The sequence below is a fragment of the Pantoea sp. SGAir0183 genome, assembly GCF_043545505.1.
On the sequence record NZ_CP028053.1, the window covers coordinates 3,748,320 to 3,762,217 of the forward strand.

Here is a 13,898-nt window from a genome sequence, read left to right on the forward strand (position 1 = left end):
GTTCTGCTGTAATTACGTGCGGCGGGATGTTTTCTGCCAGCCGCGCCTCACCGCGTGATTATGACAATGTCCCGAGACAGGAGACGAGCCTGTTTGCCTGCGCCCGGAGAGTGACAGCGCACTGCGCCAACTCAGCCGTACTCGTTTCCCCCGTAGGTACTGCCGGTATCCACGCGCTGAGGCTGTCGGGCGATCTTGCGTCTTTCTCACTTAATCCGGAAGCCGGTTTACTGCGCGCAGGCAACGTTATCGGGTGGACAATTCATCCGACAGAAAATAGCACTGGGGAATATTGTGTCTTTATCAGGGCGTTATTGCCCGTCATTGCTAAAAAGCGCGGAAATAGCCCAACGGCTTTTTCATTTAATAAGGATCAGCCAGATGCGAAATACCCCGGCGACCTCTCCGCCGGTTATTTCCGCCTGCGTCCTCATCACGCTGCCTGATCAATGGCAAGACCTGACGGTCTGTGACCGTCAGTTGTGACAGGTGAATCATCCTGGCCTGAGCCTGATGGTTTACGTCGCCTGAAGAGGTTTACGAACACATAACCCGTAGCTCAGCGCGCCCAGCATTAACAACGCCGCCCCCAGCAAAAACACATTGGTGAATTTCCCCGTGCTGTCCAGAATGATGCCCGTCACGATGGGCGCCATTGCCGCGCCGAGGAATCCGCCAAAATTCTGGATAGCGCCTAAGGAGGCGACCTGCGATCTCGGAGCAATATCACTGGCCAGTGTCCAGAGTGCGCCCTGCGGCATCTGCGAGAAGAAATAGCCCAGCGCCAACAAGCCAATCGCCAGCGGCGTACTGTTCACAAACGGGATGGGGGCTACGAAGCAGGCGGCCAGTGCCGCGCCGGAGACGATGGGCACTTTGCGCGCGGTGATGGCCTTAACGCCCCGCCGCACCAGATTGTCCGAGAGCATTCCGCCCACCAGCACGCCCAGTATACCGGCCAGAAAAGGAATTGAGGCAATCCAGCCCGTGGCTTTCAGGCTAAAGCCCAGCGATTTTTCCAGATAGCCCGGTAGCCAGGTGAGATACACCCAGATCGTGAACATAATCGAGAAATTCCCAATGACCATGAACCAGGTGGTGCTGTGACGGAACAGCGCGCCCCAGCGAGCCGGTGTTTTCGCCTCGGGGGAGGCGCGGTGGGGCTGGCCACCATGAAGCAGAGCCTCTTCCCGGGCATCGGGATCGCGGTAAAACCGCCACCAGGCCAGAAGTAACGGCAAGCCCATTACGCCAATCGCGATAAACATGCCGCGCCAGCCCAGCGTCAGCAACAGCACCGTGAGAATCGGCGGCGCTATCGCATTGGCGATTTGGGAGCCCGTGTTGATGATGGCCGTGGGTAAGCCGCGTTCACTGTCGCCAAACCAGCGATGGGTGATTTTGATGCCAGAGGTGAAAAAAGGCGATTCTGACACGCCCAGCAGCATACGCAGACCATAGAAATAGCTGTAACTGTTGGCAAATGCCGTCAGCACGGTAAAGCCAGACCACAGCCCCAGTGCCCAGGAGAACATCCGTTTCGGCCCCAGCTTATCCACCAGCCAGCCCGCAGGCAGGTTCGCCAGCGCATACGGCCACAGAAACGCCGACAGCAGCAGTCCCATCTCCGTTTGTGAAAAGCCAAACTCTGCGGCGATTGTCGTGTTGGCAATGCTCAGATTGGCGCGGTCGAGATAGTTCACTATCGCCGCCAGCAGCAGCAACGTGACAATGCCCCAGCGGAGCCGGCTTTTCAGCGTCACGTTTCCATGACTGACCGTCGACTGCGCCATTGTTTCAGCCAGCTTCATGGCGCCTCCTGCACAGCAAACAGATCAAGATGGATTTTAATGACCGCTTTACGGATGGCCTGCGCGCGCGGCGCGGCGCAACCGGGCCGGTGCAGATCGTGTGGGAAAAACAGCGCAAACTGGCCGGGGGTCAGCGTAATGCGGCTTTCATCCGTGATGCCCTGATAAAACACCACGTCGTGTTCCTCGCGTCGGTCTTCCGCTATCACCAGGTCTGGATGGGCACGTGCGACGCCAATGGTTTCGCACCCGGCAAGCAGGTACTGAATATCGACATAGCGAAAATGGGATTCTGCGCGACGGACGCTGGCAGGTTCTGTCTCCATCTCCTGAAGCAGGCAGAACATCTGGTCGTCAGGCAGTATGGCGTATTTCCCGGTTGCCATCTGGCTGAGATCGTTGTCGGTAATCCAGCGAATCGCCTGGTCAACGATGGGATGAAACGCATGGCGCTCGCGCGCCCAGTCGTGAAGATCACATACAATCATGTTCTTTCCCCGTGTGATTAATCGGCGTTGAAACAGCGCAAGGACAGACGATGTCCTTTTTTAGCCAAGACGTTGCTGCCACAGCGTGCTGCCATCACGAATCTGATCGAGCAGCACATTGAGGCCCCAGAATTTCTCCAGCACGTTGTCCCCGTTTACCCGGCAGTGCTCACTGCCGAACGTCCCCAGACGCTGGTGATAAATTTTGGCGTTTTTGGGATAGCCCAGCGTTTCGGTGACCGCACTGAGTGACAGGAACAGCGACAGCTCGTGCGCGTTTTCAGGCTGCTGTGCGCCCTGGTGATAGAGCCAGCTGTACAGACCGGGATGAAAGTTAGTGAACACACCGCTGAACCCCCGCGAGCCCGCCTGCATGGCGGGCCAGGCAATAGCCGCATTCGCGTTGATCACCGCCAACGGCGTGCCCTCTGCCAGCGCGACACGACGCGCAACCGTCGGCAGATCGCAGCTCACGTCTTTCAGCACCACAAAGCGTCCGCTGTTGGCACAAAAACGGAATTCGTCATCGCTGAGCAAGCGGCGATACGGCGCCGGGCACTCGTACAGCCCTAAAGGCAGATCGGCAGGTAGCGCATCCAGCAGCGGATGCAAGTGATCATAAAACGCCTGCTCACCCTGGTTCTGAGGATCCAGGTGGTTGGTCACCAGGACCAGCGCATCAATGCCCGTCTGCGCCATCGCCTGCAGTTCCTGGATCTGTTCGTCCAGTCCGTCACTGATGTGCCCGGAGGCAATCACCGGCACGCAGCCCCTAACCTGTTCCATAACGAAACGCGCCAGCGCCACGCGCTCATCCAGACTGAGATACTGCATCTCACTGGACTGACACACTGCGAACAGCGCGTCCACGCCCTGCGACAGATACCAGTTAATCAGCCGTGTCAGGCCAGGGTAATCGATGTGATTATCCGGCGTGAAAGGGGTTAACATGACGGGCACAATCCCTTCGATCTTTTTCATGGTTTCTCCTGCAAGCGCGCACGCGCCAGGTTGGGTTATCGTTGGTTGAGTCGGGTCACGACCTGATGCCGGGCGGGCATATTGCTTGCGCCCTCCCGTTCTACAGCCAGTGATGCAAAAGCCGAGGCCCAGGTAGCGGCCTGCAGTAAAGGCTGTCCCTGTGCCAGTGCAGCGGCCAGCGCCCCGTTAAAGGCATCGCCTGCGCCGGTGGTATCTACGCTCAGCGCCGGAAAGGCCGGGATAACATGAAACTGCCCCTCATCAAGCAGCAGCGCGCCGCGCGCTCCCATCGTGATAATCACCCGCCAGGCACCCTGCGCCACAATCGCCTGTGCGGCCTTGCGTGCGCTGTCCATGTCACGGATATCTATGCCCGACAGGCGTGACGCTTCCGTTTCATTCGGCGTGAGGACATCGATCAGAGGAAGACAACTGACGACGTCTGCTGAAAACGGCGCGGGATTCATGATGATGCGCACGCCCAACGCATGTGCCAGGCGGATGGCACTCTGTGTGGCCGGGAAGTTATTTTCCAGTTGCAGCAACATGACCTGCGCATCGGCGAGTTCGTGGGTCATTTCCGCGATTTCCGCATCCGTTAACGTGGTGTTCGCCCCGGAATAGATCGCAATCATGTTCTCGCCATTGTCCTGTGAGACATAAATGATGGCGCTCCCCGTGGGTTCGGTATCGGTCTGGTATAAACGAAAAGAGTGAATGCCTGATGAAGCGAGGTGATTGAAGGCAAACTGGCTGAACGAGTCGGTGCCGACTTTGGCAACGAAATGAACGCGAGCCCCGGCACAACTGGCGGCCATCGCCTGGTTGGCCCCTTTGCCGCCCGGCCCCAGGGTGCTGCCCTGCGCCATCAGCGATTCACCGCTTTGAGGGAAACGCGCGACTTTCGCCACGATATCGACATTAAATGCCCCGAGGATACAGACCTTGCCCTGCCTGCTCGCCGTTTTTACCGTGGTTTTGCGCGCCGCTAACCGCTGCAACAGGACGTCAAAGTGGCTGCTTTCGCTGATCAGTTTTTCCTGCAAATTGCGACGACGCGCAATGGCCCCGCCATAGCAGCGCTGCACCAGCCCCTGTTCTGCCAGCGCGCGCAGATCGGTGCGAATGGTTTCACGCGTTACATTCAAGTGGTTCGCCAGCCCATTGACCGTGACGCGTTCATGTTCGTCCAGCCATTGCAAAATCTGATTGCGTCGCTCTTCCAGAAACATCATCGTCCCTCCGCCCTGGGCTTAAAGCCTAAGTGAGCCCACGCCGGATGTAAGTGATGCAGATCTCAGCACTTTGGGAAAAACGGAAGCAAACAGAAGTGAAGTGGGGATCTCAGCGATACAGGCCGTGCGGACGTGAGAGATCGGTAAAGCCGAAAAGCGGCGAAGGTTTATGTCACGAGACAGGACTGGGAGGGCATTTTGAGGATTCGTGCAAGGGGGATTAAGGCGTCTCTCCTTTCAACCCACGTTTGAGGATTTCGGTGAGGCAGGACAGGTTAGCGTCGGCGTTTTGGGCATCCCAGCATAGCCAGCGAAGCCAGAATAAACGACAGCGCGAACTTCACAGCATTAAGCGTAAAGGAATAGCTGTCTATCGCCTCTTTGCCATTGCCTGCCAGCGTGATGTGGCTCATCAGTAAGGTGTGGATCCAGCTATCCGGCACCAAAATAAACACCGCCAACAACACAATCAGGAATACCGCAATTTTCATCTCACCCCACACTGACTGAAATCTGGCGTCCCCCTTACGGTAAGACGGTCCTGAGCCCGACACGTTAAAAATCATACTGGAAACCCCTGCTGGTTCAAGCGCTGCCTTGACAGGATTCGTCTTATAACGCCAGGCGGAGTGACTACGCTGTTTTATTCTCTCGCCCCTCCCCGTTATAACGGTTTTGTATATTTTCATTCACTCTTAGTGAAAATAAAGCCCTGTTTAATGAATACGTGAATGCGCCAGTACAGCTGATATCCCCGCTGTTCATCGACATTCATTAACAGGACGTCTTACGTATTGCCGTTATTTTGAAAGCGGCATGAATAACAATCCGCCCTCATTATTCAACGTCTCCTGCTTAAAATTCGACGACACGGGAGAACACAAAACACATTTTTATTATTACGTTTTACATCGTATTTTCCCTTTATCATTTCAGCGCAAATTAATTCCATATTTCTTAGCAAATTTAAATTTTTAACGCATCCTGTTGATTCTGCCACCGCCATTCCAGATAACCCGCTCACATTATTCACAGATCCTTATTCAGAAAACATTAATCATTGGGTTTGCTCACATCTTCACCTCGCCCTTTTGATAGAGAATCGCGCACCGACTGAGACGGGAGAAATGTTATTTTCATGCTTTTATTACGCCTTCACCTTATTCATCTTACGAAACCATTCTGGGACGGTTAAAACGGGATTGCTTATGAAAACGATCAAGCATTACAGATGGCATATGATTTTCCTGGTGTGCTTTATTACGATCATTAATTACCTCGATCGCACCGCATTGGGTGTGGCTGCGCCCACCATCATGAAAGAACTGGATATCAGTAAGGAGCACTATTCCTGGGTGGTCAGTGCTTTTCAGTTGGCGTATACGATTGGCCAGCCCATCATGGGCTATTTTATTGACACCATTGGCCTGAAACTGGGCTTTTTTCTCTGTGCCATGATTTGGGGCCTGGCGACGCTGGCGCATTCCCTGATGGGCTCCTGGCAGGGCCTGGCGGCGGTGCGCGCGATTATGGGCTTCAGTGAGGCCTCGGCGATTCCGGCTGGCGTCAAAACCGCCTCCACCTGGTTTCCGGCGAAGGAGCGCGGCATTGCCACTGGCGTATTTAATATGGGCACGTCGTTCGGGGCGATGCTGGCACCGCCGCTGATTGCCTGGTGCATCCTGTTTCACAGCTGGCAGTTTGCGTTCATTGTGGCAGGCATACTGGCGATTCTGGCAGCCTTCGTGTGGCTCTTCTTTTATAAAGATCCCAAAGAGGCCAAACGACTGTCGGCAGAGGAACGCGCCTATATTGAACGCGGGCAGGAAAAACACCTTCATGTCACGAAAAAAGCAAAGACCTCGGTTATTCATATCTTAAAGCAGCGTAATTTCTGGGGCATCGGCATCTCACGGTTTCTGGCCGATCCGGCTTGGGGCACCATTAACTTCTGGGTACCGATCTTCTTTGTTGAAACCCTGCACTTCAGCCTGAAAGAGATTGCGATGTTCGTCTGGCTGCCCTTCCTGATGGCTGATTTGGGTTGTCTGGCCAGCGGCTTTGTTGCGAAGTTCCTGAACGATCGCGGCACCAGCCTGATTAATTCCCGCCGTATTACCTTTACGATTGGCGCGATTCTGATGACCACTATCGGCCTGGTCAGCATCGTTGAAAACCCTTATGTGGCCGTATTGCTGATCAGCATCGGCGGCTTCTCCCACCAGTTGCTTTCGACTGTAGCCGCCACCCTGGGTGCCGATCTGTTCAGAAAAAACGAGGTGGCCACCGCGGTCGGTATGGCGGGTGCCTGCGCCTGGTCCGGTCAGTTGATCTTTAACCTGTTTATTGGCGCCTTCGTCAGCCTTATCGGCTTTGGTCCGTTCTTCGTTGCGCTGGCGGTGTTTGACCTTATTGGTGCGGCGGCACTGTGGATATTGATTCGGGAGCGTAAGGAGGTCGATGAAGGAGAGGCCGGGCTGGCGGCATCGCATTAAAACTTCTTTTGTATTGCTGAAGGCACGCTGCATCGCGTGCCGCTTCTCACTTCTCCTGATCGCAGAGAATACTGCATCCATCCCGTGAAAATGGGCTTCAAAAAACTGATTAGACTATGGAAAATGCCCTCACCCTGTACAGAGAGATTAAGACGTGCGAACGACAACAGATATTAGTGGCCCGGGCGAATTACAAAAGTTATGTTAATACATTCTCTTCTCAGGTCAGGGATGCAATATGTGGGATATGTCTTCATTTTTAGCTGCTTTACTGGTTTACACCATTGGCACCGCCTCGCCCGGACCGGGCAATCTGTCCATCGCGAATGCAGCCATGAATGATGGCCGTCAGGCCGGACTGGTGCTGGCAACCGGCGTTATCTCCGGCTCCCTGTGCTGGGGCCTGTTAACCGCCTTTGGCATCTCTGCGATTTTGGTCTCCTTCCACGGTTTTATCGTCTGGCTAAAACTGCTCGGCGCGGCCTATTTGCTCTGGCTGGCGTCAAAAGCCCTGCGCAGTGCCTTTCGCCCTGGCGACCTTGCGGCACGTCCCGCCCGTTCTCACACGCGTTTACGCGGCTACTATCTGCAAGGCCTGGGGTTGCACCTTACGAATCCTAAAGCCGCCCTGACCTGGTTCACCGTCACCAGCGTAGGCCTGACCCGCAGCGCCCCACAGTGGCAGAGCTATGTTCTGGTTGCCACCTGCGCACTGACCGGGGTGATGATATTTAGCCTGTATGCGCTGATTTTTGCTTCGCAAACGGCGGAGACGTATCTCAATCGGGCGCGGCGCAGTTTTGATGTCATTTGTGCGGGGTTTTATGCGTTGGTGGCGGTGGGGTTTTTGGTGTCGCTGAGGTGAAATCAATTACGTGCCGTCACAAACCGTCTTAACACTTTAATAGGAATGATTTAGATAGATATAAAGCAGAATTTACGTGCGACTCAAATCAGGTTTAACGCTTTGATTAAAGAGTGGTATGGGGAAACAATTTAATGCCAATGCGCTGTTGACCTTTAAAGTGAAACGGATTGCCCTGGTGATATAAAACGTTAAGACACGCTTTCTTGTCGACAAAAAATCAGGAATCCATGGCAGACCGTCACTGCAGGTTGTCATTAAGGATGGAGCCTTTAGTCTGTCATTGGAAAAAGAGCGTCCCCCATTCGCATTGAGAATGCGTTGCCTTGCTGCACGCAATACGATGTGATGAATTCTGAAAAAATCGGAAATGACTGATAAAAATGGAATCTGACGATTCTATACCTTACCCTCAAGCATTAATATTTTTTAATGTTAATGGAGTAGTAACTGTGTTTAGTAAAGATCATCGCCTCGAAATGCACATCGATAATGGCATGTTTAACGGGAAAACGGTTTACATCCATTACACATCTAAGGAAGGATTTGATGCGATAAAAAGTCAGAGAAAAATCTCATCGAATCCAAATCCTGACCGCAGAGGGACTAAGGCCAAAAGTGGGGTTTATCTGACCTACGCTAAAGATGCTATGAACGGCAGGGATGCTCACGTCTCATTGTTTCTCGGCGCGGAGCGCTATGTTTTGAGTGCTATGTATTGTATCGTTTTTATTTTCAATAGCCCTCGTCATCTTGAAACTCACCCTATTTCTTCTACAAGCCCAGTAACAGAGGTTATTTCATTGCAAGATATCCATTTTCATCAGATAAACATCATCTACGATGGTCAAAATCCTTTTATCTGATTTACACAATATCTGCCTACGATTGGCAGTGGGCAATATAATACCGGGATGGCGGGAGGAAACATCTGTGATGTCGTTTATTAGCACATCTCCCTTCCCTTAACTGTATCACTTTTGCCACATGAACCCGCCTACTATCATCAACGGAAGACCATGAAAGATGATAATAAGCAGCTCAGGATCAAGCCATACATAATACGGGGTAACTATGAGCATGCCCACACCAAAGCCCGTCATCTGCAACAAGGTCATCAGGCTAAAGACCGGCAGTCTCAGCGTGTCCGGTTCGCGCTGAATAGGTGAAATCAGACACACATCCGCAATGCCATCACTCATGGCCGCCACAATGATGAACGCTAGCGCCAGATTCAATGCTGTCTGCTGAAAGGTGGCAATAAAGCCCAGAGACATCAGAGCCGCACCGATAAAGAACAGCCTCTCGATACCTGGCCCCAGGTGATGACGTGATAAAGAGCTGGCCAGCCGCGTACCTAAAAATTTACCGCTTGCCCACACGGTCAGCCGCGCTGAGCGCGTCTGAAACGCCAGGCTTTGTAAGTGACAACAGGTGGCTGGGAGAATGCTGCAACGGCAGCGCCACAGGCCAGACCGAGAGCACCCGGGATAACCGATTGGGCTGATCCAAAAACAAGCAGGATAAAGAACACGACCAGGCAAAATGTCACGGCGACAGCAGCAATAATAAAGCGCCGGGCCAGGTCGTTAATCGCTTCGCCCAGTGTATCGCCAGAGCGTTGTGACATGTTTTTTATTCTGCCCAGCTCACGTAACGTGAAACCGGCCTGCATAAGGGTTTCTTCGCTGACTTTCAATTTTTATCCTGACGTTAAGAACGTTACGGGTCTGTATACCAGATTATCAAGAACACGGCGACACAGGGGATAAAGTAATAACGGAGCCTTACTGCATCTTCGTAATCATCAACAGACTTCACATTTGCAAAGCATTCTGCGTAATTACAGGATTATTCGAAAGGATTTCAATATCAGGCGAAGAGTGTACCGCTCTTGCTGTCCATCTGACTTCAGCTATTTGGCTGCGGGCCGGATAATAGAGGTTTAATAGCAATTTCGATGATTTCATCTATTTAAAAAGGCAGATGCGTTTTTCACTGCAGATATCACGCTGGACAACATACTCCGGCAGGCAATCCCAGCCCCTGAAAGCACCGATTTTCGTAACGGCGTGCTGTCACAGACCGCAAGCGATTTGGGAATGTTGAAAAAGTGACATTCGTTAGTGATCTCATAAGCCCAGTCGTTGCTGCCGGTCAGCAAGCTGGCAACAGTAAGTATTGCGGTGAGGCAACGGTCACGAACGGCTCGGCGATCAGATTACGTTTCACCAGCGGAAGCTGCTGATCCTGTGGATGGCTAAAGGCGTTGACGGTGCCGATGTGGAAATTGTTATGGAGCTCCCAGGAGAGTGCAAGGGGCTGATGAAGGATTTCGGAGTCAGGGTTTGGTGACGCGGTGAAAGTCCCGGAGGCGGTTTAGGCAAGGGCCACAGAATAGCGGATTGACGCTGAGGACGCGTGAAATGGTCGGGTATTTCCCCTTCTTTTCGCCACTATCAGAATTCAGATCTGCCACTAAAAATGATCGATTGCGTTGCGATTTGCGTGAAATTTCTGCGTACGCTTTCGCAGTTTGCTATTTTCTCTATCGCTGCATTTTCGCCTGCCTGATTAAATATTCCGGTCATTTAGCGCGATACGAATGTGGGGCAACACATCCGCATCGCTGATCACAATCACTATTAACGGAGAATAGTAATCATGACTGCCTTCGATTGTATTTCAGGCCACACTGAACCTAAAGCACCAAACTATACCCAGCGCTATGCGACCGTAGGTTATGTGACACGCACTCCAAATTATCGCCGCGTTCCAGCGATCACCCTTAAGGGCTGCTGGCTAAAAGAAGCGGGGTTTCCGATTGGTGTGCAACTGGATGTGAAGGTCACCTGGTGCCAGATTATTATCAGCTTTAAACCCAGGGACGTGATAAACGGGACGCGGGTGGGATCGATTAAGGATCTGGCTTCGCTGTCCGTGCAGCAGAGAAAGCGGGTGATGAAGGCGATTGGGCTTGTAGAATGGTAAAAAGTAGAAGTGCCTGCCCTAATTAGGGCAGGCATTTTAAGATCAGTGAATGCGTTAGAAAGATTGGCCTAAATTGATATCTCTAATTTAATCAAGTTAGGAAATCCACTAAATGAGTATTGAGATGAAGAACTTCTCAGTTATGCTAGGTTTCATCTTTTTTATACGCAAGCATTTAAATAAAACCCAACACTTCACTTAAACCATTGAATCAAAAAGAAATTAAACAATCACACATAGCAAAACGAATGATTAAAACACATAGAAATAGTTTCACAAAGAAAATTTAAAGCGTTAAGATGATAGTATAAAAACTGTTATCATTTTATACAAAAAAGAGACTGGCTTATGGATGAATACATTAGTCATATTGAAAAGTTTGATGCAGCAATCAAAACAGCGCTTGGCTTAGGTCTCATTGTAGTAATATGGTCTTATTTCTACTTTAAGTCCAAATCCCTTTATAGTATTCTTGATAAGCTATGGTCATTATTCGTCGGTTCTAAGGGCTTCAATAATGAGTTAATTAATTCCTTCCACAAAAACCAACATGACATTGATAAATTCAATGCCATATATAATTTTAACGCAACCAATACCACACAAATTGAAAAATTTATTAATTTGGTAGAAAGTGAAATGGTTGATATTCGCCAGATTTCCTCCATGAAAGGATGGTTTGATCTTAATATTTTGAAGCCAGTAAGGCCTCCAATTTTTGAAACATGGGTGCTAGCTTTTTTTTCAGTACTAATTTTCTCTGTTTCAATCGTATTCTTGACTTGGGGAGTTACTGAAAATGCCATATTGAAACTTAATAAAAATGACCCCTGGATTATGATTAATCATGACAGAGCAAAACCGGTATTTAACAAACTAGCAATCACTAAGGAAAACTGTTTAGACAACAAGTTCTCAAAAATAAAGTACTCAGAAATCACTGAATTAGCCCCAGAGTCTATAAATACATTATGCGCTGCGTTTTATAAAAAGTCCGAGATGGAAGCAGTTGATAAGATAATAAAAGGTCAAAGTATATTTTCATATTTAGCAGCTTTTACAACATTTTTGTTAATGATTAGCTTAAAGAGTTTATTCAGAAGACTGAATGCCTATCACTTTTATTTTCATCATAAAAAAATCCACACTGCTAATTAATTACTACACATCTAAACCTAATAATTGCTGTTAAGAAAGAAGTTAGTATTGATAAAGATAGAATTGAAAAATTTGAGTAATATGAATAACTAAAATTATCGATAGAAAAAATTAGAAATAAAGAGATTAAAAATGGTGAGGATAGCCACAGAAAACTAATTCACACGATGATGTAACTCTTAAGAAAAAAGAAGCGTTATGGATATGTTTTGGGAACAATACTAAAATAATGTTATTGGTAATTATAGCGATTTTGATATTTGTTTTGTGGTTTTGAAGTGATTATTTTTCATGATATTGGTAATGGATGCAGAAATATGAGAGCGATATGGATAAATTAGCTATTCAGTTTGCCACAGATTTGCGACTGGTCTTTGACCAAACGCATGATGAACTGAATGAAACAGGGATTCCGTTTTTCTATAGTTTTCCTAAAAATTCATGTCAGGGAGCATCCGTTTTCCTTGGACTGTTCTTTACCTGGCTTTACCCACGCGCAGTTATCAGCATCGTAAAAGGCAGCCACCCAACGCGGGATGAGCATCATTATTGGGTGGAGCTCAATGCAAAGGTATAAGATTTAACCAATGATCAATTTGAACCATTGCTGGGTGAAACCTACCAGGACCTGAACGCACCCGTCTATGCAACGAAGAAGCATCCGTTGCGAAATTATTTTTTTTACAAGAAAAAGGAGTCGGCGATTCATGCTTACGTCACGTTTGTAAGCGGACATGCTAATCTTATCGATGTTGATAGAGCTCAGTGGTTTATTATTGACAAACTTAAAGATTATGGGTGGAACCTGGTGAATACCCCCGAGAGTAAACTGACCAGCCCCTAGGATTAAATACAACCTTCTGTTAGTAATGTCGGTTGGTTTTGCTTCATATTTCCCATTTCGCCAGTCCGCTGCAAATTCAGCTGGAGCCTGGTAATCCAGCGATGAATGGGGAAGGCACTCATTATAATCCTGCCGCCTGCCCTTGCATAAACAATATCGCTGAACCAGTGCTCATTCAGGCCTTTATATATATTATTATACATCTGTTGTAGAAATAGCATTTGCTTTTCTTCTCCGAGCTAACGGAGGAATAGTAAAATCTTTTATACCATCAGGCAACCATACAACTTGACCTACTTGCATTACATACCGCAACTGAATCTTGGGATTATTAATATCCTTTTCACCATCTGCATGCCATTTCTCCTCCCACTTTTTATAAAACGGCTCCATTTTATCGGGAGTGAGTTTATATATTACCTTAAGCTCAATACCTTGAAAGGCGGCAAAATACCAGTCAACCTTTCTATATTTAGCAATTATAACTGGATTCATGTGATGGTGCGTTGTAAATTGACGTTGAAGATCGAGATTTACAGTTTTTATCTCGTACTCATTTCCCTCAGCATCAATTGCATCATTTCCTTCGCGCGTACCATCAGTTGCCAAATCTAACAACATAAGCAACTGTAAATACTTTCCGCCATTGTCTTGGAATATATCATTGATATTATATTCAGAAGCTAATTTCTGGTATTCCCTCACATAAGGAAAAAGCTCATTAAATCTTTCTTTATGAGACTTCGGTACAGTTTCAGTCATTTGGTTCTAATAGCTCCCTTATATCCACGCCAAGAGCAGTAGCCAAACGCTCCATGTTATCAACGGTGATATTTCTCTCACCGCGCTCAACTGAGCTGACATACGTCCTATGGAGATCACACAAATCCGCGAGTTTTTCTTGGGAAATACCTTGCGATTGCCTTATCTTCCGCAGATTCCATGCAAAATTTTGTCTGGCTGACATACTCATTGACTCTGGGTTGGTAAAGCATCAATAATCCATAGTTGACTTATTTGAATCTACAGA

The 13,898-nt window shown here is 49.1% G+C and carries 16 protein-coding genes and 1 pseudogene; 7 read left to right on the forward strand and 10 right to left on the reverse strand.

Going from position 1 to position 13,898, the window contains the following annotated elements; genetic code table 11:
• Window positions 1–26: 26 nt before the first annotated feature.
• On the forward strand, window positions 27–446 hold the full coding sequence (locus C1N59_RS17405) for a hypothetical protein (protein WP_394549958.1): 420 nt from the start codon (window positions 27–29) through the stop codon (window positions 444–446).
• Between the two features lie 72 nt (window positions 447–518).
• Here the strand turns inward: C1N59_RS17405 and C1N59_RS17410 are convergent, their stop codons facing one another.
• The 5 genes from C1N59_RS17410 to C1N59_RS17430 form a co-directional block, all read right to left on the reverse strand.
• Entirely contained in the window at window positions 519–1,811 is a 1,293-nt protein-coding gene (locus tag C1N59_RS17410; RefSeq protein WP_394549959.1) for an MFS transporter, read from the reverse strand.
• On the reverse strand, window positions 1,808–2,299 hold the full coding sequence (locus C1N59_RS17415) for a YhcH/YjgK/YiaL family protein (RefSeq protein ID WP_394549960.1): 492 nt from the start codon (window positions 2,297–2,299) through the stop codon (window positions 1,808–1,810). Before C1N59_RS17415 ends, C1N59_RS17410 begins: the two co-directional genes overlap by 4 nt.
• 60 nt (window positions 2,300–2,359) lie before the next feature.
• On the reverse strand, window positions 2,360–3,280 hold the full coding sequence (locus tag C1N59_RS17420) for a dihydrodipicolinate synthase family protein (protein ID WP_394549961.1): 921 nt from the start codon (window positions 3,278–3,280) through the stop codon (window positions 2,360–2,362).
• 35 nt (window positions 3,281–3,315) lie between these two features.
• A complete protein-coding gene (locus C1N59_RS17425) occupies window positions 3,316–4,512 on the reverse strand; it encodes a PfkB family carbohydrate kinase (protein ID WP_394550899.1) in 1,197 nt (398 codons plus the stop codon).
• 278 nt (window positions 4,513–4,790) lie between these two features.
• Window positions 4,791–5,006 carry a hypothetical protein gene (locus C1N59_RS17430; protein ID WP_394549962.1) on the reverse strand — a complete coding sequence of 72 codons (216 nt, stop codon included), beginning with the start codon at window positions 5,004–5,006 and terminating at the stop codon, window positions 4,791–4,793.
• Window positions 5,007–5,723: 717 nt separating this feature from the next.
• On the opposite strand from C1N59_RS17430, the gene C1N59_RS17435 reads away from it, so the two are divergent.
• From C1N59_RS17435 to C1N59_RS17445, 3 genes are all read left to right on the forward strand, one after another.
• Window positions 5,724–7,010 carry an MFS transporter gene (locus C1N59_RS17435; protein WP_394549963.1) on the forward strand — a complete coding sequence of 429 codons (1,287 nt, stop codon included), beginning with the start codon at window positions 5,724–5,726 and terminating at the stop codon, window positions 7,008–7,010.
• Window positions 7,011–7,248: 238 nt separating this feature from the next.
• The gene (locus tag C1N59_RS17440) at window positions 7,249–7,875 is read left to right on the forward strand and encodes a LysE family translocator (protein ID WP_394549964.1); all 627 of its coding nucleotides are present in this window, start codon (window positions 7,249–7,251) and stop codon (window positions 7,873–7,875) included.
• Between the two features lie 383 nt (window positions 7,876–8,258).
• On the forward strand, window positions 8,259–8,741 hold the full coding sequence (locus C1N59_RS17445) for a hypothetical protein (protein WP_152998366.1): 483 nt from the start codon (window positions 8,259–8,261) through the stop codon (window positions 8,739–8,741).
• A 108-nt stretch (window positions 8,742–8,849) separates the two neighbouring features.
• Here the strand turns inward: C1N59_RS17445 and C1N59_RS17450 are convergent, their stop codons facing one another.
• Together C1N59_RS17450 and C1N59_RS17455 are read right to left on the reverse strand one after the other, a co-directional pair.
• A complete protein-coding gene (locus tag C1N59_RS17450) occupies window positions 8,850–9,257 on the reverse strand; it encodes an MFS transporter (protein WP_394549965.1) in 408 nt (135 codons plus the stop codon).
• Between the two features lie 2 nt (window positions 9,258–9,259).
• On the reverse strand, window positions 9,260–9,574 hold the full coding sequence (locus tag C1N59_RS17455) for a hypothetical protein (protein ID WP_205955924.1): 315 nt from the start codon (window positions 9,572–9,574) through the stop codon (window positions 9,260–9,262).
• Window positions 9,575–10,539: 965 nt separating this feature from the next.
• Here C1N59_RS17455 and C1N59_RS17460 point away from each other — a divergent pair.
• From C1N59_RS17460 to C1N59_RS17470, 3 genes are all read left to right on the forward strand, one after another.
• Window positions 10,540–10,866: a SymE family type I addiction module toxin gene (locus C1N59_RS17460; protein ID WP_394549966.1), complete on the forward strand. Its 327-nt coding sequence runs from the start codon at window positions 10,540–10,542 to the stop codon at window positions 10,864–10,866.
• A 348-nt stretch (window positions 10,867–11,214) separates the two neighbouring features.
• Complete coding sequence (locus C1N59_RS17465) at window positions 11,215–12,024, forward strand: DUF6216 family protein (RefSeq protein WP_394549967.1); 810 nt, start codon at window positions 11,215–11,217, stop codon at window positions 12,022–12,024.
• Window positions 12,025–12,352: 328 nt separating this feature from the next.
• Window positions 12,353–12,601, forward strand: coding sequence for a hypothetical protein (locus C1N59_RS17470; RefSeq protein ID WP_394549968.1), 249 nt, complete (start codon window positions 12,353–12,355; stop codon window positions 12,599–12,601).
• A gap of 285 nt (window positions 12,602–12,886) precedes the next feature.
• Here C1N59_RS17470 and C1N59_RS17475 read toward each other — a convergent pair.
• The 3 genes and pseudogenes from C1N59_RS17475 to C1N59_RS17485 all read right to left on the reverse strand — a co-directional run.
• Window positions 12,887–13,047, reverse strand: a pseudogene (locus C1N59_RS17475) (IS3 family transposase); the annotation flags it as partial.
• A 16-nt stretch (window positions 13,048–13,063) separates the two neighbouring features.
• Window positions 13,064–13,630, reverse strand: a complete 567-nt coding sequence (locus C1N59_RS17480) for a restriction endonuclease (RefSeq protein ID WP_394549969.1) — start codon at window positions 13,628–13,630, stop codon at window positions 13,064–13,066.
• Window positions 13,623–13,841, reverse strand: a complete 219-nt coding sequence (locus C1N59_RS17485; protein ID WP_394549970.1) for a helix-turn-helix domain-containing protein — start codon at window positions 13,839–13,841, stop codon at window positions 13,623–13,625. Before C1N59_RS17485 ends, C1N59_RS17480 begins: the two co-directional genes overlap by 8 nt.
• Window positions 13,842–13,898 lie beyond the last annotated feature (57 nt).

Bases quoted from the DNA above. Each gene is read 5' to 3' on its own strand.
- C1N59_RS17405 (WP_394549958.1), top strand. From the start codon at position 27: ATGTTTTCTGCCAGCCGCGCCTCACCGCGTGATTATGACAATGTCCCG.
- C1N59_RS17445 (WP_152998366.1), top strand. From the start codon at position 8,259: ATGGAATCTGACGATTCTATACCTTACCCTCAAGCATTAATATTTTTT.
- C1N59_RS17410 (WP_394549959.1), bottom strand. From the start codon at position 1,811: ATGAAGCTGGCTGAAACAATGGCGCAGTCGACGGTCAGTCATGGAAAC.
- C1N59_RS17480 (WP_394549969.1), bottom strand. From the start codon at position 13,630: ATGACTGAAACTGTACCGAAGTCTCATAAAGAAAGATTTAATGAGCTT.
- C1N59_RS17415 (WP_394549960.1), bottom strand. From the start codon at position 2,299: ATGATTGTATGTGATCTTCACGACTGGGCGCGCGAGCGCCATGCGTTT.
- C1N59_RS17485 (WP_394549970.1), bottom strand. From the start codon at position 13,841: ATGAGTATGTCAGCCAGACAAAATTTTGCATGGAATCTGCGGAAGATA.
- C1N59_RS17425 (WP_394550899.1), bottom strand. From the start codon at position 4,512: ATGTTTCTGGAAGAGCGACGCAATCAGATTTTGCAATGGCTGGACGAA.
- C1N59_RS17440 (WP_394549964.1), top strand. From the start codon at position 7,249: ATGTGGGATATGTCTTCATTTTTAGCTGCTTTACTGGTTTACACCATT.
- C1N59_RS17465 (WP_394549967.1), top strand. From the start codon at position 11,215: ATGGATGAATACATTAGTCATATTGAAAAGTTTGATGCAGCAATCAAA.
- C1N59_RS17435 (WP_394549963.1), top strand. From the start codon at position 5,724: ATGAAAACGATCAAGCATTACAGATGGCATATGATTTTCCTGGTGTGC.
- C1N59_RS17460 (WP_394549966.1), top strand. From the start codon at position 10,540: ATGACTGCCTTCGATTGTATTTCAGGCCACACTGAACCTAAAGCACCA.
- C1N59_RS17470 (WP_394549968.1), top strand. From the start codon at position 12,353: ATGGATAAATTAGCTATTCAGTTTGCCACAGATTTGCGACTGGTCTTT.
- C1N59_RS17430 (WP_394549962.1), bottom strand. From the start codon at position 5,006: ATGAAAATTGCGGTATTCCTGATTGTGTTGTTGGCGGTGTTTATTTTG.
- C1N59_RS17420 (WP_394549961.1), bottom strand. From the start codon at position 3,280: ATGAAAAAGATCGAAGGGATTGTGCCCGTCATGTTAACCCCTTTCACG.